This is a genomic window from Bacillus sp. UNC438CL73TsuS30 (assembly GCF_000482325.1).
In the GTDB taxonomy this organism is placed as follows: domain Bacteria; phylum Bacillota; class Bacilli; order Bacillales; family Cytobacillaceae; genus Neobacillus.
The window spans coordinates 342583-364860 of sequence record NZ_KI535296.1 but is presented as its reverse complement, the minus strand read 5'-3'; the positions used below and the strand labels follow the sequence as shown (position 1 = coordinate 364860).

Below are 22278 nucleotides of genomic sequence, written 5' to 3'. Positions count from 1 at the left end.
AAAATCCCCCTCTCCATAACATACATTTTCATATGTGAAAATTTCCATAAACTAATGGAGGTGAAGGCTGATGTCAGGTGGTCTTAAAGCCCTGCTATACATTTTGTCCTTTTTCATTCCTGTCGTTGGTATTATTTTAGGAATCATATGGTTGAATGATCAGGGACCTGATAAGAAACAAGTTGGAAAAACTTGCTTGATCGTCGGAATTGTCTCCATTGTCTTAAGTTGTATTTGCTGGTTTGCTGCATCCGCGCTCTCAATTAGTCCTGCCTTTATGTCCGGATATTAAATCATTTTAGAACCTAATTCACCTTGTGGATTGGGTTTTTCTTTAGGAGTGGGTAACAATAATGGTTCAAGAATTATTTCATTTTTTAGGAAGAGCGATTTGTCATCAGCTTGAGGAACGTTCACTCCATGCTTCCGGTGAAACACTGTCTGTTTGTGCCCGAGATACAGGAATCTATATCGGGATCTTTTCATCCCTTATTTATTTGCATTTTACTAAGAGGAAAAAAAGCTTAACCATCCCTTCTGTAAAAACAAGCTTTTTACTTTTGTTGTTTCTCGTTCCATTGATGATTGACGGGTTGGGGTCCTATTTGCATTTATTTGAATCAAGCAATATCCGAAGACTACTAACAGGTATTTGCTTTGGGCTGATTTTGCCTTACTTTCTCTATCCCCTGCTTTCTGTAAAATGCCTTGAGGAGACCAGTGAGGCTGTTATCATGAAAAGCAAGGATCTGTATTGGCCAATTATGATTAGTGTCATTTTAGGCGTGGCGTTTTTTGGGGGAGTAATGCCCTATTATTTGTTGGACGGGTTCATCATTGTGACAGTGGTTATTTGGTTTAGTTTATGCGCATCATTTTTATTTTCACGAACGGGCTCCAAGTATTTAAGATGGTTTTTTTCGGTATTTGCAAGTTTAACCTTTCTATCCATCCTATCCATCCTGCATTCATGGATTTTAACGATAACTTAAAAAAGGGCTTGAAACTTAAAAGTTTCAGCCCTTTTTCATTAAAAGTTTTTATGTTTGTCGCCTGATTTCGATTTTTGCAAAATGACACCTTCTGCTTTTTCATAAATAGCAAGCAGTTTGTTTAAGATAGAAAGCTTCGGAGCAATCAAGTAAACAAACAAAGCAGAAATGATTCCAATAAGAGCACCTGTCAATACATCCAGAGGATAGTGCACGCCAACCATTACACGGGAGATGGCTACACAACAGGCCAGAATAATCCATAACCAGCCTTCTTTTTTACGAACCAACAGGATTGAAAAACAAATCGAAAAGAAGATAATCGAGTGGTCACTCGGAAACGCATTATCTACAGCATGGCTTACAAGCTTATTAACATGCGGCAGCTCGGCAAACGGCTGATAATGCGAATAAAGCTTACCGGCAATTTTTCCGATGACCTCAGCCACTACTACAGAAATAACGGACAGGATAATCATCATTCTGTTTTTATCAGTTCTAGTAAACCAATAAACTAACATTCCTAAAATTAAAAAATATAGCATGTATTCCGCAAGAAAAACGGCAATTGGATCTAAAAACAAATGGTCTCTTCCGAGATTATTAATCGCTCGAAACGCTTCAATATTTAATTGAGACATTTTCCTACTCCCAACCTAAAGTTATTTAATAAAACAGTTTTCCACCAAAATAGTATACCTTCCTGGACATAAAATGGCAAAACATTTTATGAGTGGGCTTCTTTTTGCTTCATCATCCAATTTAAACGTGGCAAAATAACTGGCTTGAATAGATTGAGAATAAACTTTCTTGTCAGCAGCCAGCAGACAATTGAAGCAAATAGGATGGCTCCCAAAATGACAAATCCTTTATGGCTGACAAGCTGCTCTGGTGCTATTACACGGTATACTCGGACAATATTTGTATGAATCAAATAAATAAACAAGGAATTTACTCCGAGTTTATTAAAGAAAACGAGTTTCTTTTCCTTTGGAACAAGCAGCATAAGTGATATGGAAAGGACGACAACAACTCCATAGTAAGCTAGATGAATAACTGCTCCCTTTAAGATTGACCAAGTAAAATAGCTGTAGGAGCTTCGTAAAAATAAAAATTCTGTTCCTGATGGCAATTGGTTAAAAAAGATCATAAAAACAAGGAATACGGCCACGATCGATAAGGCTCCCCAACGTAGTGGTATTTTCCAAATTTTTTCCCTTTGGCTAAGGCTGATGAGAACATTTTTCTTCGCAAGGCTATAGCCAATTAAGAAGAATGGATAGAAATTCACTAACTTTCTCATTGAGAACCAGGTTGGGACATGGTCAACATAACTAATGGCTACAGCAAAAATAAGCGATATGATGATAGGGTACCTCAAGCGCAGGAAGTATGGTGTTACAATACTCCAAACGACGATTCCAAGTAAGTACCAGAGCGTCCAGTAAGGGTCAAAGATATCTAAAATTCGCCCATCAGGCGATAAGTTGACTAGCGTATGATCTTGGATTAATTTTTGCAAAAAGCCATTGGCAATTTGCCAAACTAAATACACTGAAATTAATTGTATAATCCGTTCAAATTTTTGCGGACGAAAGAAATACCCACTCACCATAATGAATAATGGCATATGAAAAAAGTAAATTACATTGTAAAGATATAGAATGATTCCCGGATGTGAATGATTTCGATATGATTCAATAAAATGCCCAAACACTACTAAAAATATTAAGAGGCCTTTTACGTTATCGAACCATGGTATACGTTGTTTTATCATATATACCTCCTTCAATAACTTTTTTCGACACTTCTCGACATTTATTAATTATAACGAACCCCAAAATATCCTTCAATAGAACAAAAGGGCAAAATTCGAGGAAATATAGGAGGATATTCCCTCAACGAATGACCTGATTTATAAAGTTAGGACAAATAATGAAAGAAAGGAATTTCTAAATTCGGATGATTTTCCAAGACTGTAAGATAGTTGAAAATTTGTAGCTTTAGTATTAACATAAAATAGAACGTATGTTTCTATTTTTTTAGAAGGGGTGCACCACAATGGAAGGTTGGGAAGCTGCTTATATTGCTGGCATAATTGATGGTGAAGGTTCTATTTCGTTAACCAGAATGCATGAAAATGAATATAGAAGACCATGTATTTCAATTGCTTCAACAGATAAAGAACTATTAATTTATGTTCAGACTTTAACTCGTGGAATACTCAATACCAAAAAGAACTATAATCCAGAACGGCATAAAAATTCCTTCACATTAAATATAAAGAATAAAGATGATGTTTTATCGATATTAAGACAAATCTCTCCTTATTTAAGAGTAGATAAAAAACGAAAAAGAGCACTTTGGATACTCAAGAATTATGAAAAGGTGACTCCTAGGAATGGAAAGTACAATACAGAATTATTAGGTAAGAAAATAGACTTTGAGGAAAAATTTTTTGAAATATAAAAAAGACCAGCATTATTTATGCTAGTCTTGTATCCACCTATGTATGGTGGAGACGGCGGGACGTGCGTTTCCATGCTTTCGTCATGGCACTGACTATATCTTGAACCTGCAATCTTACAGGTCCTCCGGCGTCTTATGCGAACCATAAATTTACCTTTTAGGTGAGGATTCGCATCCTAGTACTACCACTCTCATCATGGCAGCCTATAAGTCGATACACGGCTGTTAGATTACTCCACATACCGCTCGGCATTGCCTTATCGCATTTATGCGACTTAGGTTTCACCGATAAAGCCGGATTATCACTTGTGTGTTACCACACAAGGCGACTAATTACTAATCGAACCCGCGTCCAAAGATATCGGCACTTAAGCTTCTACGAGTGTAGTCGACATATTGGCGCTTCGCTAATCCATATGCCTGTCGACAGGCGTCCGGTCAGCTAGCCTGGTTGTTCTCTTCCTTCATCCTCAGGCGGTGGAATCCGGCGTAGCCCACTTAGAGTGAGTCCCTTACCCTACCACATGGGCAATGGAGGGAGGAACCGCTATGCAGTATTAAGCTGCGAAAGCGAGGTTGTTGTTAGTTTTGCCAGTTATGGCTTTGACGTTTTAACGAGGCCGATCCCCTCGACTCGCAACCTAAGCTCAAACTACCCCTGTCGAATCCGTAGCGTCCCCATTATAAAATGAGCTTAAAATCTAATGAAAGATTTTAGCAGACGTTCGGGTGCTCAAGAATTAGTTAAGAGCAAAAGTTTTCGTCGCTCCTTAGCGACAAACTTATTATAACACACTGAGAGAAAAATTCAATTGTAAGTATTTGTAAACTACATCTTTTGACGTTCGCGGAAGGCACGCTCAATTTCACGCTTTGCTTCTTTTTGTTTCAGAGACTCACGCTTATCATAATTTTTCTTACCCTTTGCAAGGCCAATTAAAACCTTACAAAAGCCATTTTTCAAATAAAGCTTTAATGGTACTAATGCATAGCCCACTTCTTTCGTTTCTCCAAGAAGCTTGTTAATTTCCTTTTTATGAAGCAGAAGCTTCCGTGTTCTTAACGGGTCATGATTGAAACGATTTCCTTGCTCATATGGGCTTACATGCATCCCAAACAATACGGCTTCACCATTCTGAATTCTTGCGTAAGCATCTTTTAAGTTTACTTTACCAGCGCGGATCGATTTGATTTCCGTTCCCTGCAAAACAATTCCGGCTTCGTAGGTTTCTTCGATAAAATAGTCATGATATGCTTTTTTGTTTTGTGCAACAACTTTTCCTTCACCTTTTGGCATAGTTTCACCTCTTTTTCCTTTAAATTGTAGCAGAATTTGGAGGGCTGTACAATTGAAACGAGTATTTGACGTGGTTTTAAAAACCTTTTGGAAATTTATCTGCGGTATTAGCACTTTTATCTGCGAACCTGGTTTATTCAAAACTTGTATTCAAAAAGGCCGTCTAAAAAGTCGTTGAATTGACCTTTTACGACAGCCTCCACAAAAAATTATCTTCTCTTTTTCCGCTTTGTACTTTTGTTTTTCGGCACATTTTCGTAGAATTTTCGCTTCTTTTTCGACTTCGAACCGTTGCCGCCCTGGCCGCCTTCACCTGACTTTTGATTGCGGTCGCCCTGCTGCTTGTTTCTACGAGGTTTATTGGTATCACTGCCGGTCTTAAAGACCTTCGGTGCCTCTGATCGTTCGCGGCGTGGTGTTCCCTTCATCCCGACGATTTCAAAATCAATCGAGCGCTCCTCTTTATTCACCTTCACAACTCGAACCGTGATTTCATCACCTATACGGAACACATTACCCGTACGTTCGCCAATCATCGCGTAATGGCGTTCGTCAAAACGGTAATAATCATCCGTCATATAGCTGACATGAACAAGTCCCTCGATGGTATTTGGAAGCTCAACAAACATCCCAAAATTGGTGACCGAGCTGATGATTCCATCATACTCAACCCCGATCTTGTCCTCCATGTACTCCGCTTTCTTCAATTCATCCGTTTCCCGCTCTGCATCAACGGCACGGCGCTCCATCCTTGATGAATGGGCTGCAATTTCCGGAAGCTGGGCATTCCATTTTTCCCTTGTCGCTTCATCCAGCTTACCTTCAATCAAATACGTGCGAATTAAGCGATGGACAATCGTATCCGGATAACGGCGGATTGGTGAGGTGAAATGGGTATAAAATTCCGTTGAAAGACCAAAGTGCCCTAAGCTTTCCGGGTCATACTTCGCTTGTTGCATTGAGCGCAGCATCACCGTTGAAATAACCATTTCCTCAGGCTTTCCCTGAACCTCTTCAATAATTTCTTGAAGGGCCCTCGGGTGCACTTCATTTGCTGTACCTTTTACAATATAGCCAAAATTGGTGATAAACTCGAAAAATTTCCGTAGCTTATCTTCCTTCGGATCTTCATGGATACGGTAAATGAATGGAACTTCCATCCAATGAAAATGTTCCGCAACTGTTTCATTTGCCGCTAGCATAAATTCTTCAATCAATCTCTCGGCAACGGAACGTTCTCGGAGAACCACATCTGTTGGATTTCCTTCCTCGTCGACTAATACCTTCGATTCTTTAAAATCAAAATCGATGGCGCCCCGTTTCATTCTTTTATCGCGTAAAATCGCAGCCAGTTCTTCCATTAACTCAAACATTGGAACTAGCGGTTCATAACGTTTTCTTGTTTCCTCATCTTTATCAATCAAAATTCGGTTAACATCATAATAAGTCATCCGCTCTGTTGTCTTGATGACACTTTGAAAAATTTCATGATCCACCACTTGGCCTTCAGAGGTAATTTCCATATTACAAGAAAGAACTAAGCGGTCCACTTTTGGATTCAACGAGCAAATTCCATTTGAAAGCCGGTGAGGGATCATCGGGATTACTCGGTCTACTAAATAAACACTTGTTGCCCGGTCCTCAGCTTCTACATCAATCGGTGATCCTTCTTTCACATAATAACTGACATCCGCAATATGTACACCAAGCTTATAGTTTCCATTTTCAAGTTTCGTAACAGTTACGGCATCATCGAGGTCCTTTGCATCTGCACCGTCAATCGTGACTATGGTTTCGTTCCGTAAATCACGTCGGTTCTCCAGTTCACTCTCGTCAATCGTATCCGGTGTTTCATTTGCCTGCTCCAGGACATCCTCCGGAAAGGCCATTGGTAAGCCATGCTTGTGGATAATCGAGAGAATATCTACTCCCGGGTCATTTTTATGTCCAAGAATTTCAATGACTTCCCCTTCGGCACTTTTGCGTCCCTCTGGATAGGTAGTTAATTTTACCACTACCTTATGTCCTTCCACTGCTCCCTTTGAAGCAGCTTTCGGGATAAAAATATCACTAGCAAACTTTTTATCATCCGGAATCACGAAACCAAAACTTTTACTTTCCACATAGGTTCCGACCATTCGCTGAATTCCTCGTTCAATGATCCGGATAATACTGCCCTCTCGGCGCTGACCGGAGCTCTCTGATGACACGCGGGCTAATACCGTATCGCCGTGCATGGCCGTGTTCGTTTCGTTTGGAGGAATAAAAATATCGTCCATTCCCGGCTCATCCGGAATCACAAAGGCAAAGCCCTTTGCATGGCCTGTTAATTTTCCACGGATTAGGTTCATTTTTTCCGGCAAGCCGTATCGGTTACTGCGAGTCCGGACCACTAATCCTTTTTCCTCCATTTGGACTAATGCCTTAACGAATTCCTTAAAGTCACTGGAGTCCTGAATTCCAAATGCTGCTTCTAACTCTTGTACAGTCAGCGGTTTATAGGCTTCGTCTTTCATATAATGCAAAAGTTTGTCAATATGCTTTTGAATAGTATCTTCCAAGCAAATCCCTCCTTTTCGGGTGCTTTAATCGTTCCATTCCAATGTTTCTAAAAAGGCATATACATCTTCATGAAGCTGTTCCTTCTCTTTATCTAGAGTAATCACATGTCCGGAATCTTCGAACCATTTGATTTGTTTTTGAACAGATTCGATATTGTTGTAAATAATGTTGGCGCTATCCGTGTTGATCATGTTGTCATGGCGAGCTTGAACCACAAAGGTTGGAGCATAAATTAAATCAACGTGGTCCCGAACATCTGCGATTTGCTCCTGAAGAGCGCGTAAGGTTTGCATGGGAGTTTTCGCAAACTCGTTCATTTCCAATTCGATTTGTTCCTCTGTTTTTCCTTCTCGTTTTTTAAATTCGCGGGCATATTCTAAAACTCCTTGGTACATAACCTCTTCACTTTTAATATACATAGGCGCACACATGGTTACGATGCCTTTTATAGGTACAGTGTAACCCAATTTTAAAGAAAATACCCCGCCAAGGGAAAGACCGGCAACCGCAATTTCTTCGTGCCCTTTATTTTTCAAAAATTCATAGCCATTCAGTACGTCTTGCCACCAATCCTTAGGACCGGTATGAACAAGCTCCTCTGGTGGGACTCCGTGTCCTTTATAATGTGGGGCATGGCAAGTATAGCCCTTTTTTTCAAGAAAACGGCCCAGCATCCGCACATCGGAGGAATTTCCGGTGAAACCATGAAGCAGGAGAACGGCTCTTTTTCCTCCTTCAAAGGTAAATGGCTTTGGTAATGTAATTCTCATATGTAAAAACTCCTTCTTAATCTCTAGCTTATCTTAGTTTAAGCAATGGGATGGGGAACATTCCAGAAAAAAGGCTTACAGTGAGCTTGGAAAAGCGTTATTTTTGCGATATCAACAATTTTCAGCCGGATATCAACACTTTTTGGAGGGATATCGACACTTTTTGAGATATATCAACACTTTTTGGAGGGATATCGACACTTTTTAAGATATATCAACACTTTTTGATCAGATATCGACACTTTTAAGATATCAACACTTATTGACCAGATATCGACACTTTTTCAATCGATATCAACAATTCTTCCCAAAGCACAAAAAAACCTGGCCGGCAGCCAGGTTTAGACTTTAAAGTAGGTTACAGCAACAGCTAGTACAAAAAACAACACCGATAAAACAACGGTAATACGATGTAGGATTAGATCGATACCGCGTGCTTTTTGCTTACCGAATAGTGATTCAGCACCACCTGATATGGCACCGGATAAACCAGCGCTTTTTCCTGATTGAAGTAAAACAACAGCGATAAGTCCGATACTTACGATTACTAATAAGATTACGACTAATGTATGCATAAGGCCACCTCCAGTTACACGTGCATCACAGTATCTTAAATTTACCATATTATTTCCCTTTTCACAATAGAGTTGTTATGACAGCTTTTGGGAGATTATACATGCAATCATTTAAAAGGTATATTAAATTAAAAATACTTCAAAAAAAGAAGCTCCCACAGAGAAAAAACGGCTTAAACATAAGTTTAGGCCGTTTTTTTGATCAAATTAATCTACCGGACGATCATCAAAATCATAATCAACCGTGCCTGGAGCCACGTGTGCATTTACCAAAGCCGGTGTATCTGGACGAGCAATTTGATAAGCTGCAGCTCCCACGATTGAAGCAGCTTGCTGAAGCTTTTCCTTGCTAATTTTATCAAGTGTATCAGTCGGTTGGTGATACCAAGGCTCAACCGGTGAGTGGATAAATAGTGCTGAAGGAATTCCAAGCTCATGGAATGGTTGGTGATCACTTCGACCTAATTGTCCATATGGTATCGCTACATCCATCGTTCTTGCACCAGCAGAGGATCCTAAGTCCGTAACAAGATTTTTCTTACCGTCGATTGTATACATGATTAGGCCGCCTGCGGGATTATCTTCCCCTGCATCACGCCCGCCAATCATATCCATTTGGAAGTGGGCAACCATACGATCCACATCACTCTTTGGTAGCTGTGCAGCATAGAATGAGGAGCCAACCAAACCTCTTTCCTCTGAACCAAAGGTAAGGAATCGAACTTCTGTGTCAATCGGAGTTTTAGAAAATATTCTTGCTAATTCTAGGACAGCGGACACCCCTGAGGCATCATCATTAGCTCCCGGACCGCCTTTAACAGAGTCATGGTGTGCCCCAATGGTGAAACTTTTATATTCGATCTACTCCGAAATATCTACACTTCGACAAAATTTAGTCTAGTAGTATCAACTACTCGACATCTACCTACAAAATACAGGTGGATATAAAAAAACTCCTATAAATGTGAGGTTTTATCACATTTATAGGAGTTTTCAATTCAAAAAGAACTATATTATTTACTCAAGTTATAGAAAGACTTAATTCCGTTAAACTTAGATGTTTCGCCTAATTGGTCTTCAATGCGAAGCAATTGGTTATATTTCGCTACACGGTCTGTACGTGATGGCGCACCAGTTTTGATTTGACCTGCATTTGTTGCTACTGCAATGTCAGCAATTGTGCTGTCTTCTGTTTCACCAGAACGGTGAGAAATAACAGCAGTATAGCCCGCGCGTTTTGCCATTTCAATCGCATCAAAAGTTTCAGTAAGAGTTCCGATTTGGTTAACTTTAATTAGGATTGAGTTACCAATTCCTTTTTCAATACCTTCAGCAAGCTTCTTCGTATTAGTTACGAATAAGTCATCACCAACTAATTGAACTTTTTTGCCAAGACGCTCTGTTAAAAGCTTGTGACCTTCCCAGTCGTTTTCGTCTAAGCCATCTTCGATTGAAATAATTGGATATTTAGAAGAAAGCTCTTCGTACCAATCTACCATTTCTGCAGATGTTTTCACAACGCCTTCACCTGCAAGATGGTATTTTCCATCTTCTTTGTTGTAGAATTCAGAAGATGCAGCATCCATAGCTAACATTACTTCTTCGCCTGGTTTGTAACCAGCTTTTTCGATTGCTTCCACGATCGTTTGAAGTGCTTCTTCGTTAGAACCAAGGTTTGGAGCAAATCCACCTTCGTCACCAACAGCTGTGTTAAGGCCTTTGCCTTTTAGAACTGCTTTTAAGCTATGGAAAATTTCTGCGCCCATGCGTAATGCTTCTTTAAAGTTTGGCGCACCAACAGGCATAACCATGAATTCTTGAATATCAACGTTATTATCAGCATGCTCTCCGCCGTTTACGATGTTCATCATCGGTACTGGAAGCTGCTTAGAGTTGAATCCACCAAGGTATTGGTATAAAGGAACATCTAAGTAATCCGCTGCAGCATGGGCAACGGCCATAGAGACACCAAGAATCGCGTTTGCTCCTAATTTACCTTTATTTTCAGTTCCGTCTAACTCGATTAAAGCTTGGTCAACACCAACTTGATCAAGAACGCTGAACTCTTCTCCAACTAAGAATGGAGCAATAATTTCATTCACGTTTTCAACGGCTTTTAAAACACCTTTACCAAGGTAACGACCTTTGTCACCGTCACGAAGCTCAACTGCTTCGTACTCACCTGTAGAAGCACCGCTTGGTACTAATGCGCGGCCGAATGCGCCTGATTCAGTGAAAACTTCCACTTCAACAGTAGGGTTACCGCGGGAGTCTAAAACTTCACGTGCATAAACATCAACAATAAATGGCATTTGTATCTCTCCTAAAAATAAATTTAATTATTTAACTAATGATGTTCCTGTCATCTCAGCTGGTTTTTTTACACCTAATAAATCTAACATGGTTGGGGCTAAATCGCCAAGTATTCCATCTTCACGTAATTCTACACCTGGTTTTGTTACAATCACAGGTACCGGATTTGTTGTGTGGGCCGTCATTGGCTCACCTTCTAGCGTGATGACTTCATCGGCATTTCCGTGATCAGCGGTAATAATCGCTTTTCCACCTTTTTCAAGTATAAGATCAACAATTTTTCCTAAACACTCGTCAACCGTTTCAATCGCCTTAACCGTTGGCTCTAGCATTCCTGAATGGCCAACCATATCAGGGTTAGCAAAGTTTAGTAAAATGGCATCAAATTTATCTGCCTGGATTTCTTTTAACAGTGCGTCCGTTACTTCATAGGCACTCATTTCAGGCTTCAAATCATAAGTGGCTACTTTAGGAGAATTAATTAAGATCCGTTCTTCCCCTGGAAACTTATCCTCACGACCGCCGCTCATAAAGAATGTCACGTGTGGATATTTTTCCGTTTCGGCAATTCGCAATTGCTTTAATCCATTTTGCGATAAGACCTCACCAAGGGTATTATCAAGGTTTGATGGTTTAAAAGCAACATATCCATCAACCGATTCACTAAAATGTGTCAAACAAACAAAGAATAAATCCTTTGGATGCTTAGGACCACGGTCAAAAGCACGGAAATCTTCGTTCGTGAACGTATTTGAAATTTGGATGGCACGGTCTGGTCGGAAATTATAGAAAATCACGGCATCATTGTCCTGAATCGTTGCCACAGGTTGTCCATCTTCTTTTGTAATCACAGATGGAATAACGAACTCATCGAAAATGCCATGTTCATACGAATCCTTGACAACCTCCAATGGATTTGTGTACGAAGGACCTTCTCCGTAAACCATTGCACGGTAGGATTTTTCAACCCGCTCCCAGCGTTTATCACGATCCATTGAATAGTATCTTCCAGAGATGGTAGCAAATTCACCGACACCATACTCCTTCATTTTGTCCAGCGTCTGCTGAATATATGTTTCCGCTGTTTTCGGCCCAACATCACGGCCATCAAGGAAGGCATGAATATATACTTTTTCAACGCCCTCATCCTTTGCAAGCTTCAATAAAGCAAACATATGGTTGATATGACTGTGAACCCCTCCATCTGAAAGTAATCCAAACAAATGAAGACTTGTTCCATGTTTTTTTACATGTTCCATTGCTCCGGTGAAGGTTTCATTTTTTTCAAATTCTCCTTCACGGATTGCAATATTTACACGAGTTAAGCTTTGATAGACAATCCGGCCGGCACCGATATTCAAATGCCCGACTTCAGAGTTTCCCATTTGTCCCTCAGGAAGACCTACTGCTTCACCAGAAGCCGTTAAATGGGAATGAGGGAAGGTTTCCCAATAACGATCAAAATTCGGTTTTTTTGCATGATAAACAGCATTCCCTTTCTGTTCATCACGGCATCCAAAGCCGTCTAAAATAATGAGCGCAACAGGAGATTTACTCATTGCTTCCTGCCTCCAATAGCTGCAGGAATGATTGTGCTTCAAGGCTGGCACCGCCTACTAAAGCACCATCGATATCAGGTTGCGCCATGTATTCTTTAATATTGCCAGGTTTCACACTTCCGCCGTATTGAATTCTTACCGCGTTCGCAACATCCTCCGAAAATTGCTTTGCAACCACCTGACGAATATGTGCACACACTTCGTTTGCATCTTCTGAAGTAGAGGATTTACCTGTGCCAATTGCCCAAATTGGTTCATAAGCAATAACGGTTTGTTTTACTTGATCAACTGTTAAACCAGCTAGCGCCTTTTCAATTTGACCTTCGACAAAGTTCATTGTTTCGCCGTTTTCACGCTGTTCAAGTGTTTCACCACAGCAAACGATTGGAGTTAAATTGTAATGGAAGGCTGCAAGAACTTTTTTGTTTACAGACTCATCCGTTTCATTAAACATTTCACGACGTTCCGAATGCCCGATAATTACATATTGCACTCCTAAATCAGCAAGAGCTTTGGGACTAATTTCTCCAGTAAAGGCTCCGCTTTCTTCAAAATGCATGTTTTGAGCACCAATTTTTACATCGCTGCCTTTAACTGTTTCCACTAAGCTTTGTAAAAATAACGCAGGTGCGCAGATGACGGATTCAATTTTGTCTTGTGCAGGAACTAATGTTTTTACTTCTTCTGCAAAGCTTTTTGCTTCTGAAAGTGTTTTGTGCATTTTCCAGTTGCCTGCAATGATTGGTTTACGCATGCTGACCCATCCTTTCTATCGTTAAAAAAATTATTTATCGTTCAATGCCACGACTCCAGGTAATGCTTTACCTTCCATAAACTCAAGAGAAGCACCGCCGCCTGTTGAGATGTGGCTCATTTTATCTGCTAAATGGAATTTTTCTACAGCCGCTGCAGAGTCTCCACCGCCAATAACGGAATACGTTCCTTCTGCTTCCGCAAGTGCTTCGGCAACTGCTTTTGTTCCGCCTGCAAATTTATCCATTTCGAATACACCCATCGGTCCATTCCAAATGACTAATTTTGATTTTTTGATTACTTCACGGTAGATCTCAGCGGTTTTAGGGCCTATATCAAGTGCCTGCCAATCAGCAGGAATCGCTTCAATTGAAACAACTTGTGTATTCGCATCCGCTGAGAATTCATCTGCGATAACGGCATCCACCGGCATGTAAAAATTAACGCCTTTTTCCTTTGCTTTTTCGATAAAAGACTTAGCTAAGTCAATTTTATCTTCTTCCAGCAGCGATTGACCGATTTCATGTCCTTGTGCTTTTACAAATGTATAAGCAAGGCCGCCTCCGATGATTAGATTATCTACTTTTTCTAAAAGATTCTCGATTACACCAATTTTATCTTTAACTTTTGCACCGCCAATAATCGCTGTAAAAGGACGCTCAGGATTAGAAATTGCTTTTCCTAAAACCTCTAATTCTTTTTCCATTAAGAATCCGGCAACAGCTGGAAGATGGCGGGCAACACCTTCTGTTGAAGCATGTCCTCTATGTGCTGCACCAAATGCATCATTCACATACACATCCGCAAGTTCTGCAAATGCCTTTGCGAGCTCTGGATCGTTCTTTTCTTCACCTGGATAAAAACGAACGTTTTCGAGAAGAAGAACATCCCCATCATTCATCGTTTCAATCAAGACTTTTACAGATTCGCCATGTGCTTCATTGGCAATTTTAACTTCTTTGCCAAGCAAATCCGCAAGACGTCTGCCAACAGGCGCTAACCGCATTTCTTCTACTACTTGTCCTTTTGGACGGCCAAAGTGACTCGCTAAAATAACCTTTGCCCCTTGTTCCCTTAAATACTGAATGGTTGGCAATGCAGCTCGAATCCGCGTCTCATCGGTAATTTTTCCATCTTGCATTGGAACATTAAAATCCACTCGGCAAAAAACGCGTTTCCCCTTAACATCCACATCTTTTAATGATTTCTTGTTCATGAAAGGACCTCCTAATATGTACTTCGGATAACGATCAATGGTACATCCATTTACATTAAAAAAAGGAGGGGGAATCTTCCCCACTCCCCTTTGTCACACCATTTACCATTATAGACTGCCCTTGGCGTTTTTGCCAATCCCGTCCAAACGGAAATGTTCTATGATTAAAGTCCTTTTTGAGCGATGTAATCTACTAAGTCAACAACACGGTTAGAGTATCCAACTTCGTTATCGTACCAAGAAAGTACTTTAACCATATTTCCTTCAAGAACCATTGTTGATAAAGCATCAATAGTAGATGAAACAGTTGCGCCATTATAGTCGCTAGAAACCAATGGAAGTTCACTGTAAGCCAAGATTCCTTTTAATGGACCTTCAGCAGCTTCTTTTAACGCTGTATTCACTTCATCAACTGTTACATCTTTTTCTAATTCTGCAACAAGGTCAACAACAGAAACGTTTGGAGTTGGAACACGCATAGCCATACCATTTAATTTTCCTTTAAGCTCTGGTAAAACTAGAGAAACGGCTTTGGCAGCACCAGTAGATGTTGGAATCATATTTTCAGCAGCTGCACGGGCACGACGGTAGTCCTTATGTGGTAAATCAAGGATTTGTTGGTCATTTGTATATGAGTGAACAGTTGTCATCATACCGCGTTTGATGCCAAATGTATCGTTTAATACCTTTGCAAATGGTGCAAGGCAGTTTGTTGTACATGATGCATTAGAAAGTACGTGATGGTTAGCGGCATCATATTTATCTTCGTTAACGCCCATTACAATTGTAATATCTTCGTTTGTTGCTGGAGCAGAGATGATTACTTTCTTAGCACCTGCTTCAAGGTGTTTAGCAGCATCTTCGCGTTTTGTAAAGCGGCCAGTAGATTCAACCACTACTTCAACACCAAGATCTCCCCAGCCAAGTTGTGCAGGGTCGCGCTCAGCGATAACTTTCACTTTATGTCCGCCTACTACTAAATATTCACCATCAACTGTTACATCCTCAGTAAGAGTTCCGTGAACAGTATCATATTTTAAAAGATGTGCTAACATGTTAGCATCTGTTAAGTCATTGATTGCTACGATTTCGATATTTGAATTGTTTAATGCCGCACGGAAAACATTCCGTCCAATACGACCAAACCCGTTAATTCCTACTTTTACTGTCATGATAATTTCCTCCTTTAATTGGTTAAGGATTTATATTCAAAGGATTACCCTTTTAATAACTTCTTTGCTGCACCTTCATCCGTTATTAAAATCGTGGATGCGGGTGCTTGCTTCATATAGGCTCGAATGGCCTTAGCCTTTGATGCACCGCCTGCTACTGAAATGATTTCCGGAATGCGGGCCAAATCACTGAGTTGAATACCAATGGTAAATACCTTGTGTACAATATCACCCAGCTCGTTAAAATAATAACCGAATGCCTCCCCAACAGCATTCCCCTCTTCAATTTTCTCGAGGATTTCGGAGCTTGATTTTCTACGTTCAGCCATTGTCATAGCGTCCCCAATCCCATGGAGAACCATGCTCGCCGATTTGATTAACTCTAAAACCTCATGAATCCCAGGTTCTTTAATAAGTGAATCATAAATCTCTGGGCTAACCTGATCGGGCACATAAAAAACACGATGCTTCGCTTTCATGTTTGCCGCCATAATCGAGCAAATGGTATTGGCTTGATTATGAACATCCTCACCGACACCACCCCGCGCTGGAACAAATAAAATCTCTTTTTGGTCCGTTTCCGGAGAAAGCTCATCTGCAATAGCCGCCATTGTGGAACCACCGGTCACAGCAATAATATTTTTCCCTCCAAGATGTTTTTTCATGTAAGAGGCACTTGCCTTACCAAGGTCCTTTTTCACCATCGGAGAGTCTTCACTATCACCCGGGACAATAATGACGTTTTTAATACCCAAACGATGCTTTAATTCTAATTCCATCACATCAATGCCCTTAAGTTCACGCATGAGTCCTTCCAAATCTTCAAGTAAATTTTTTCCATCAGATGTTAGACTCATTCCCACACTATTGGTGAATATTAAGTTTTGATCCTTCAAAAAATCCACTTCACTTCGGAGAATTCTCTCCGTATACCCAAGGCTTACGGCTAAGCTTCTTCTTCCTACCGGCTGCATAAACCCGATGTATCTCAGAATATGATGTCTTTTCTGCAGCATCTGTAGAATATCAGGAACTAGCCTTTTTTGAATGTCGATGATTGATTGCATGAGCATAAGCTCCTTTTATATTATGTAGTTGGCCATAAAATGTCCACCCGTGACATATTATGTCCCGCTACAGCTAAAAAAAATCACTCCTTTATTGTAGCAGGAGTGAAATGTAATTTCAACAATTAAAATTCAGATTTTTCTTGCAAACGGTTACTTATATCAAATTTATCAACATAACCAAATCCAACTTCTTCTCCATCAATATGAACAACTGGAATCATTAAGCCATAACGTTCCGTTAGTTCATCACTTACCTCTATATCAATTTCTTCCAGAGAAAAATTCCAGGTTTCTTTAAGTTCCATTAAAGCATTCTTTGCTTTATCACATAATGGACAGCGTGTTCTGGTATATAAGGTAACAAGAATTGGTCCCATGTTTTACTCCTTTAATTAAACCGCTTTCTTTTGGATGAAGAAGGAATTCCTAATTGTTCACGATATTTCGCAATGGTTCGTCTCGACACGACCATCCCTTCGGCATCTTTTAACTGTTCTACAATTTCTTGATCAGAAAGTGGCTTTTGCTTATCTTCTTTTTCAATCATAGAGGAAATTGCTTTTTTTACTAATGTTGATGAAGTATTTTCGTTAGATGTAGTCTGAATGGTACTCGTGAAAAATGATTTTAACGGGAAAGTACCAACTGGTGTTTGCACAAACTTTTCACGAACAGCACGGCTGACTGTCGATTCATGAATTTCCAGTTCACTCGCAATATCCTTCATTGTCATCGGCGATAAATAGTTTGGTCCCTTTTGGAAAAAGATTACCTGCTTTTCTAATATTTTTGCCACTACTTTTGTTAATGTTTCTTTCCTTTGTTCAATGCTTTTCAATATCCACTGATAATCTTGCATTTTCTCCTGTAAAAATCGCGTAACACTCGGATCCTGCCCTTGATTACCAGAAAATTTCTTGTAGTACCCATCATTAAATGAAAGTCTTGGCAGGGAGTCATCACACATCCGAATCGTATACTCGTCCCCATTCCGTTCGACTATGACATCAGGAATAACATAAGTAGTAGAATCCCCAAGGCCTAATTGCGCTCCCGGCTTAGGATCGAGCAGTTGAATAAGATCAAATACATCTTGAATATCCTTTAGTGATACCTGCAGCTCTTTTGCTATCTGTTTCCACTTCTTATCTGCAAAGGGAACAAAGTAATCGGAAATAATTTTATGAGCCAATTCTTCATCAGGATATTCCCATTCTATTTGAATCAATAAACACTCTTGTAGATTCCGGGCACCAATTCCGACCGGCTCAAGTGTTTGAATGATGAGTAAGCATTCGCGGGCAAGCTCTTCCGGCACTTTTAACGCTTTAGCCATATCAGTCAGATCGCCAAACAAGTAACCGTTTTCATCGAGATTGTGAATAAGATGACGGATTATCCTTAATTGCTCAGGTGTAAGAGTTTTTAAGTTTAATTGAGAAATTAATTGATTCTCAAGTGAATTGCTATTCTTTCCGGCAATCTGTTCAATCCAGTCTTTTTCTGCCTTTTGGGATTTTTTCCGGTTTCGGTCAATCAACGGATTCATCGGTTGAACATTCCCATTTTCAATCTGCATTAGGGGATTTTCAAGCGCTTTATTTTCCAAAAAAGCAGTTAGTTCCTGAGCATTGTATTGCAATAGCGCAATAGCCTGCGAGAGCTCCTGCGTCATGGTTAATTTTAACGTTTGCTGTTGCCATAAACCAGCCTTTAAGTTCATTCCAATCCCCCCATAGTTCTATTTTACATGATTGAAGGGATTTGGTGTATGGCAAGAAATTGGTATATGGAATGTTTTTTCAATTGAATTGCGATTGGATTGCGAAGAATACAGGATTTATAAGGGTTTTAAAGGGCTTGGATATTTTTTCGAAGGTTAAATTATTTCAGATATTTTAAAAAAAGTGTCGAGATTCCAGATAAATAAAAACCCCCTGTCGTTTATAGAACAGGAGGCTTTTATGACGCCCTCGGCAGGAATCGAACCCACATCTCAAGAACCGGAATCTTACGTGCTATCCGTTGCACCACCATTTGATGCTTTCGAGGGTAAACGCTTATACATTAAATTCACGGCAGTTTTACATTTCCACTGCGCAGTATTTCGTACAAAACCGAACGATTACGGTAATATCATAGTAAACGATACTAATAGACTTGTCAACGCCAAATTTACGAGAGGCAGTCGAAAACGAAGACGGTATTTGTATAAACGCAAGCCTTCTTATTCATTATGATTTACGATTAATGTCTTAAATTCACGAATACTCTTCGCTAGGTCTTCGAGTAATTCTATATCATAACCATAAATCGCCTGAATACCGTAACGGTAAATAATTTCTCCTGTTGCTTTAAAAGTTTCTTCATTAATATTTCCATCTTCTTCGAAGGTTAGCCCGCATTCGATATTATCGCCTATTTTTTGCTTTAAAAAGATAAAGAGCTCTTCCGCTAATCTGTAATTATGATAAAGAACGTAAAAATCCACGTATGTATTTGGGCAATGATTTTCGTCATATTCTTTCATTAAATCTTTTACGAATTCTTTTACTTCATTCGGTTGGCTTGGGACTATGAATTTTATAATATCATTAGCAGCATGTCCGCCTCCTTGACAACTATTCATTGTAACAAAGTCGTCTATTTCGTTAATCGCATCTACTACTTCCTTTATTCCCTCGTCTATTTCTGCACCTTCAAGAAAAAATTTCTTGTCTTCCTCATTAAACATTGTTACATATTTAAAAAAATTCTTTTTTCTTGTATTCATATTTACTATCTCCTTTCGATGTTTAACAATAATTGTTTTGCTTAATTAAAGCATTCCACGCCCAAGTTTTCGTTTATACATGAGTAAGATTTCGTTATTGACTTCATTCCTAATATATTCAAGAGCGCCGAAGCGCCCTACTTTCATTTATAACATAGACTTTCTTCCATGTTCTTCGATTGATTATACCCTTAATACTTCGTAGTGAGATTTCATACTCGGCTGCAAGTGCTTGCAGTGTTACTTTGTCTTCCAGATACTTGGCACGAATTGCCCTAACTTCGTCCGCTTTTAGTTTGGAGTGTTTCTCCCCTTTTGGAGCATTTAAAAGCCCTAGCTCTTTTGCGTGCCGTAAGTTCTCCGCCATACTGATACATTCCAGGTTAACCGCTCGGTTATTGCGTTTGTCTCCATCGATATGATTAACCGTTTGATTGAGTAAGTCGTATTCCTCAAAGAAAGCGACTAGCTCATGAACCCTGTAACTGTACGCTTTGCCCTTATGATATAGCTTTATTTTCTCGTAACCATTAACTAAGTATGGTCTCATTGGCTTTCCTTTGGTGCTTATAACCGTTCCTGTAGCGGTATCTACGCAATACTTGCCGTGACCCACAATTTCCAATAACCTAATTAGTCTTCTTACGTTCATTTCGATTACCCCCGTTTTAATTTATTTGTCTTTCGACGGGGATATAGGCGCCGCCCTCTCGCATACTTGGCATAAAAGAGCAAAAAAAAAGAGACGCAGCTATTAAGCCTGCGCCTTTTTATCGAAGTATGCCTTCGGGTTGTTGACATACTCGTACGCATTCATACTGATTTCCTTAAGCATATCTTGGACATAACCTGTTACGTACCATGCGCCCTTTAAGCCATTGATTGTTTCAAGCTGCCCTCTCGCTTCGTCCGCTCCCTCTACTTGCGCCCTTCCGTCTAGCTCCTGATACATTGAGTTTAGGCGGTATTTTATGGCTGCCTTATCGTTACCGACTACTTGGGCTAGCACTGCTTGGGCTAGCGGTAAGAACTTTTCTTTTGCTTGTTCCGCTAGGGCAGGCTCGCTAGCTGCTTGTACTAGCTCTTCTAATGCGCCCATAGCTTGGTTGTCGTTTAGCGCAAACGTTATTTTTCCTTCTGCGCCTTTTAGTGTCTTATCGAAAAGCTTCTGCTGCGTTTCGTCTACTGGCGGAAGTGCTGCGGTAAGTACCTTCTGAGCTTCGTTCTCGCTTTCGTCTAAAAGTGTATTAATCATTTCGTCTGCTTTAAGCATGTTACCTAAGAAAATCTTTTCGTATTGTTCTTTTAATTTCTGCTCTTCTACCTGCTTCCCTTGGTAGGTAAGAAGTTGATTTTCTTGTAATCTTGCTTTTTTCTCTCGGAACTCTTCACGTACTTGTAGCATATATTTAGGAACGTTCCCTCTAATTTCCCTTACACTTTGGATATTTTCGTTAAAATTTCCCATGTTTGTTTTCTCTCCTGTCGTTTAATAATTTTATATTTCGCTAAGTATGCTTTCTTTTCGTTTCTGTGCGTCCTTGGCTAGTGCATACAGTTCCTTGTTATCCCGTTTTAGTGGGCTATTGCTAGCGTATACCTTTAGGCGCTTCTCTTCGATAACGTCCTTAATAGGTGAGTAGCTTAATAGATACGCATGTGTGCCTATAAACTCGCCTGTTAGTGATACTGTGCTATTTTCGGGTATCTCTCGCAATAATTGCGCTATCCCTTGCTTAGTCGCCTGTAGTCTAGTCTTTTCATAAATGTAAAGGCTGCCTACTTTGATTAATACGCTTGGAAGGCTCGTTCGATAGATATTAGCGCCCATTCCGTAGCTGCGTCCTGCTTCGAATGCTACCGTTTTTATCGTAATAGAAAAGTGCTGCTTCGTTCCCATACTGCCGCACTCCTTAAAGGTTCGCTTGCTTGCGCATTTTTTCCGCTAGCTGCTTGCGCTGCTCACTAATGAATATCTCTGTGATTTCGGCGGTAGTCTCTTCGGTCAAGCCTAAAACTTCTTTAATGCGTTTTTCTGCGCTCGGCTTCGGCTTTTGAAGGTTATTTTCCCACCGTGTAACGCTTAGCTGCGTAGAATTTACTAGTATAGCTAGTTCAGTTTGCGTTAGCCCATGTACATGCCTTGCGTAGCGAATAATCTTTCCTTGCATTCGTTTTCCCCCTTCGGTTCGTGGTCTTCGATATATTCGTATCGCTTATAATTAAAATAAAAAAGAGCTATGCCAACGCCTTAACATAACTCCGTGTAATGTATCCCGTACGTAGTAAAGGAAGAGACGAAAGCTTCCTTATCTCTAGGTACTTCAAACGCCCCGATACTTGTATATATTTATATACTTTTACTTGCTGCGCTTCGTGCCGTTCCTCGCATTTTCTTCGTTTATAACTAGAGTTGCTTCTATTTGCGCTTCGTATGTGTTTATTGGCTTCGCTCCCTTTCGTTTAGGTCGCTTCGGCTGCGGTATCGGTCGCACATCTTCGTTAATGACTAACTTTAACTCTATTCCGTCTTCGAATATCATAGCTAGCGCTCCTTTCGTTTAGTCTAGGTTGGCGCAATACTTACTAATATAGCCCTGCGCCCGTGGCTTAGTGTGCGGCTGCTTGGGACGTAGATAATATCTTTCTTTTGCTATCGCCTTTATCGCTTCTTTCGTTTCTTTACCCTATCGCTATCTTTCATAGTTATATATGCGTATGTTTTTAAAGAAAAAGGAATAGTTTATAATTCTCGTT

At 40.1% G+C, this 22278-nt stretch carries 24 protein-coding genes and 1 other RNA gene; 4 read left to right on the top strand and 21 right to left on the bottom strand.

Annotated features, from left to right (window positions below; genetic code table 11):
- Positions 1 to 70: 70 nt before the first annotated feature.
- Positions 71 to 292: a hypothetical protein gene (locus M028_RS30925; protein WP_035424556.1), complete on the top strand. Its 222-nt coding sequence runs from the start codon at positions 71 to 73 to the stop codon at positions 290 to 292.
- Between the two features lie 61 nt (positions 293 to 353).
- Positions 354 to 992, top strand: coding sequence for a DUF2085 domain-containing protein (locus M028_RS31665; protein ID WP_051591214.1), 639 nt, complete (start codon positions 354 to 356; stop codon positions 990 to 992).
- A 38-nt stretch (positions 993 to 1030) separates the two neighbouring features.
- Here the strand turns inward: M028_RS31665 and M028_RS0123315 are convergent, their stop codons facing one another.
- Positions 1031 to 1633, bottom strand: coding sequence for an undecaprenyl-diphosphatase (locus M028_RS0123315; protein ID WP_026575991.1), 603 nt, complete (start codon positions 1631 to 1633; stop codon positions 1031 to 1033).
- Between the two features lie 86 nt (positions 1634 to 1719).
- Entirely contained in the window at positions 1720 to 2769 is a 1050-nt protein-coding gene (locus M028_RS0123310; RefSeq protein WP_026575990.1) for an acyltransferase family protein, read from the bottom strand.
- A gap of 284 nt (positions 2770 to 3053) precedes the next feature.
- On the opposite strand from M028_RS0123310, the gene M028_RS0123305 reads away from it, so the two are divergent.
- The gene (locus tag M028_RS0123305; RefSeq protein WP_026575989.1) at positions 3054 to 3461 is read left to right on the top strand and encodes an LAGLIDADG family homing endonuclease; all 408 of its coding nucleotides are present in this window, start codon (positions 3054 to 3056) and stop codon (positions 3459 to 3461) included.
- A gap of 337 nt (positions 3462 to 3798) precedes the next feature.
- On the opposite strand, the gene ssrA is transcribed toward M028_RS0123305, so the two are convergent.
- The 14 genes from ssrA to rpoN form a co-directional block, all read right to left on the bottom strand.
- Positions 3799 to 4133: a transfer-messenger RNA gene (gene ssrA / locus M028_RS32340) on the bottom strand.
- A 157-nt stretch (positions 4134 to 4290) separates the two neighbouring features.
- The gene (gene smpB / locus M028_RS0123300) at positions 4291 to 4758 is read right to left on the bottom strand and encodes an SsrA-binding protein SmpB (RefSeq protein WP_026575988.1); all 468 of its coding nucleotides are present in this window, start codon (positions 4756 to 4758) and stop codon (positions 4291 to 4293) included.
- Between the two features lie 209 nt (positions 4759 to 4967).
- Entirely contained in the window at positions 4968 to 7274 is a 2307-nt protein-coding gene (gene rnr / locus M028_RS0123295; protein WP_442852805.1) for a ribonuclease R, read from the bottom strand.
- Between the two features lie 69 nt (positions 7275 to 7343).
- A complete protein-coding gene (locus tag M028_RS0123290) occupies positions 7344 to 8090 on the bottom strand; it encodes an alpha/beta hydrolase (protein ID WP_026575986.1) in 747 nt (248 codons plus the stop codon).
- Between the two features lie 341 nt (positions 8091 to 8431).
- Entirely contained in the window at positions 8432 to 8665 is a 234-nt protein-coding gene (gene secG / locus M028_RS0123285) for a preprotein translocase subunit SecG (RefSeq protein WP_026575985.1), read from the bottom strand.
- 207 nt (positions 8666 to 8872) lie between these two features.
- A complete protein-coding gene (locus tag M028_RS30915) occupies positions 8873 to 9505 on the bottom strand; it encodes a M28 family peptidase (RefSeq protein ID WP_231510881.1) in 633 nt (210 codons plus the stop codon).
- Between the two features lie 173 nt (positions 9506 to 9678).
- Positions 9679 to 10977 (bottom strand): phosphopyruvate hydratase, encoded by a 1299-nt coding sequence (eno, locus tag M028_RS0123275; RefSeq protein ID WP_026575984.1) that lies wholly within the window; start codon positions 10975 to 10977, stop codon positions 9679 to 9681.
- Between the two features lie 27 nt (positions 10978 to 11004).
- On the bottom strand, positions 11005 to 12537 hold the full coding sequence (gene gpmI, locus M028_RS0123270; protein ID WP_026575983.1) for a 2,3-bisphosphoglycerate-independent phosphoglycerate mutase: 1533 nt from the start codon (positions 12535 to 12537) through the stop codon (positions 11005 to 11007).
- Positions 12530 to 13291: a triose-phosphate isomerase gene (gene tpiA, locus M028_RS0123265; RefSeq protein ID WP_026575982.1), complete on the bottom strand. Its 762-nt coding sequence runs from the start codon at positions 13289 to 13291 to the stop codon at positions 12530 to 12532. Before tpiA ends, gpmI begins: the two co-directional genes overlap by 8 nt.
- Positions 13292 to 13321: 30 nt before the next feature.
- Positions 13322 to 14506, bottom strand: coding sequence for a phosphoglycerate kinase (locus M028_RS0123260; RefSeq protein WP_026575981.1), 1185 nt, complete (start codon positions 14504 to 14506; stop codon positions 13322 to 13324).
- 164 nt (positions 14507 to 14670) lie between these two features.
- Positions 14671 to 15678 (bottom strand): type I glyceraldehyde-3-phosphate dehydrogenase, encoded by a 1008-nt coding sequence (gene gap, locus M028_RS0123255; protein WP_026575980.1) that lies wholly within the window; start codon positions 15676 to 15678, stop codon positions 14671 to 14673.
- 44 nt (positions 15679 to 15722) lie between these two features.
- Positions 15723 to 16745, bottom strand: a complete 1023-nt coding sequence (locus M028_RS0123250) for a sugar-binding transcriptional regulator (protein WP_026575979.1) — start codon at positions 16743 to 16745, stop codon at positions 15723 to 15725.
- Between the two features lie 125 nt (positions 16746 to 16870).
- Positions 16871 to 17125 carry a glutaredoxin family protein gene (locus tag M028_RS0123245; protein ID WP_197031462.1) on the bottom strand — a complete coding sequence of 85 codons (255 nt, stop codon included), beginning with the start codon at positions 17123 to 17125 and terminating at the stop codon, positions 16871 to 16873.
- A gap of 11 nt (positions 17126 to 17136) precedes the next feature.
- Positions 17137 to 18471: an RNA polymerase factor sigma-54 gene (gene rpoN, locus M028_RS0123240; RefSeq protein ID WP_026575977.1), complete on the bottom strand. Its 1335-nt coding sequence runs from the start codon at positions 18469 to 18471 to the stop codon at positions 17137 to 17139.
- 241 nt (positions 18472 to 18712) lie between these two features.
- Between rpoN and M028_RS0123235 the strand changes: the two genes are divergently transcribed.
- The gene (locus tag M028_RS0123235; protein ID WP_026575976.1) at positions 18713 to 18988 is read left to right on the top strand and encodes a hypothetical protein; all 276 of its coding nucleotides are present in this window, start codon (positions 18713 to 18715) and stop codon (positions 18986 to 18988) included.
- On the opposite strand, the gene M028_RS0123230 is transcribed toward M028_RS0123235, so the two are convergent.
- The 5 genes from M028_RS0123230 to M028_RS30900 all read right to left on the bottom strand — a co-directional run bounded on the left by M028_RS0123230 (position 18976) and on the right by M028_RS30900 (position 21692).
- Positions 18976 to 19521 (bottom strand): hypothetical protein, encoded by a 546-nt coding sequence (locus M028_RS0123230; protein WP_026575975.1) that lies wholly within the window; start codon positions 19519 to 19521, stop codon positions 18976 to 18978. The two genes, M028_RS0123235 and M028_RS0123230, sit on opposite strands and share 13 nt — an antisense overlap.
- A gap of 118 nt (positions 19522 to 19639) precedes the next feature.
- Positions 19640 to 20173, bottom strand: a complete 534-nt coding sequence (locus M028_RS31660) for an HNH endonuclease (protein ID WP_051591213.1) — start codon at positions 20171 to 20173, stop codon at positions 19640 to 19642.
- A 102-nt stretch (positions 20174 to 20275) separates the two neighbouring features.
- Positions 20276 to 20989, bottom strand: coding sequence for a hypothetical protein (locus M028_RS0123220; protein WP_026575974.1), 714 nt, complete (start codon positions 20987 to 20989; stop codon positions 20276 to 20278).
- Positions 20990 to 21019: 30 nt separating this feature from the next.
- Complete coding sequence (locus M028_RS0123215) at positions 21020 to 21421, bottom strand: hypothetical protein (RefSeq protein WP_026575973.1); 402 nt, start codon at positions 21419 to 21421, stop codon at positions 21020 to 21022.
- A 13-nt stretch (positions 21422 to 21434) separates the two neighbouring features.
- A complete protein-coding gene (locus M028_RS30900; protein ID WP_051591212.1) occupies positions 21435 to 21692 on the bottom strand; it encodes a helix-turn-helix domain-containing protein in 258 nt (85 codons plus the stop codon).
- Positions 21693 to 22278 lie beyond the last annotated feature (586 nt).

Excerpts from the sequence above, each read along its gene's own strand:
- M028_RS30925 (WP_035424556.1), top strand. The coding sequence starts at position 71 with ATGTCAGGTGGTCTTAAAGCCCTGCTATACATTTTGTCCTTTTTCATT.
- M028_RS31665 (WP_051591214.1), top strand. The coding sequence starts at position 354 with ATGGTTCAAGAATTATTTCATTTTTTAGGAAGAGCGATTTGTCATCAG.
- M028_RS0123315 (WP_026575991.1), bottom strand. The coding sequence starts at position 1,633 with ATGTCTCAATTAAATATTGAAGCGTTTCGAGCGATTAATAATCTCGGA.
- M028_RS0123310 (WP_026575990.1), bottom strand. The coding sequence starts at position 2,769 with ATGATAAAACAACGTATACCATGGTTCGATAACGTAAAAGGCCTCTTA.
- M028_RS0123305 (WP_026575989.1), top strand. The coding sequence starts at position 3,054 with ATGGAAGGTTGGGAAGCTGCTTATATTGCTGGCATAATTGATGGTGAA.
- smpB (WP_026575988.1), bottom strand. The coding sequence starts at position 4,758 with ATGCCAAAAGGTGAAGGAAAAGTTGTTGCACAAAACAAAAAAGCATAT.
- rnr (WP_442852805.1), bottom strand. The coding sequence starts at position 7,274 with ATGAAAGACGAAGCCTATAAACCGCTGACTGTACAAGAGTTAGAAGCA.
- M028_RS0123290 (WP_026575986.1), bottom strand. The coding sequence starts at position 8,090 with ATGAGAATTACATTACCAAAGCCATTTACCTTTGAAGGAGGAAAAAGA.
- secG (WP_026575985.1), bottom strand. The coding sequence starts at position 8,665 with ATGCATACATTAGTCGTAATCTTATTAGTAATCGTAAGTATCGGACTT.
- eno (WP_026575984.1), bottom strand. The coding sequence starts at position 10,977 with ATGCCATTTATTGTTGATGTTTATGCACGTGAAGTTTTAGACTCCCGC.
- gpmI (WP_026575983.1), bottom strand. The coding sequence starts at position 12,537 with ATGAGTAAATCTCCTGTTGCGCTCATTATTTTAGACGGCTTTGGATGC.
- tpiA (WP_026575982.1), bottom strand. The coding sequence starts at position 13,291 with ATGCGTAAACCAATCATTGCAGGCAACTGGAAAATGCACAAAACACTT.
- M028_RS0123260 (WP_026575981.1), bottom strand. The coding sequence starts at position 14,506 with ATGAACAAGAAATCATTAAAAGATGTGGATGTTAAGGGGAAACGCGTT.
- gap (WP_026575980.1), bottom strand. The coding sequence starts at position 15,678 with ATGACAGTAAAAGTAGGAATTAACGGGTTTGGTCGTATTGGACGGAAT.
- M028_RS0123250 (WP_026575979.1), bottom strand. The coding sequence starts at position 16,745 with ATGCAATCAATCATCGACATTCAAAAAAGGCTAGTTCCTGATATTCTA.
- M028_RS0123245 (WP_197031462.1), bottom strand. The coding sequence starts at position 17,125 with ATGGGACCAATTCTTGTTACCTTATATACCAGAACACGCTGTCCATTA.
- rpoN (WP_026575977.1), bottom strand. The coding sequence starts at position 18,471 with ATGAACTTAAAGGCTGGTTTATGGCAACAGCAAACGTTAAAATTAACC.
- M028_RS0123235 (WP_026575976.1), top strand. The coding sequence starts at position 18,713 with ATGACGCCCTCGGCAGGAATCGAACCCACATCTCAAGAACCGGAATCT.
- M028_RS0123230 (WP_026575975.1), bottom strand. The coding sequence starts at position 19,521 with ATGAATACAAGAAAAAAGAATTTTTTTAAATATGTAACAATGTTTAAT.
- M028_RS31660 (WP_051591213.1), bottom strand. The coding sequence starts at position 20,173 with ATGAACGTAAGAAGACTAATTAGGTTATTGGAAATTGTGGGTCACGGC.
- M028_RS0123220 (WP_026575974.1), bottom strand. The coding sequence starts at position 20,989 with ATGGGAAATTTTAACGAAAATATCCAAAGTGTAAGGGAAATTAGAGGG.
- M028_RS0123215 (WP_026575973.1), bottom strand. The coding sequence starts at position 21,421 with ATGGGAACGAAGCAGCACTTTTCTATTACGATAAAAACGGTAGCATTC.
- M028_RS30900 (WP_051591212.1), bottom strand. The coding sequence starts at position 21,692 with ATGCAAGGAAAGATTATTCGCTACGCAAGGCATGTACATGGGCTAACG.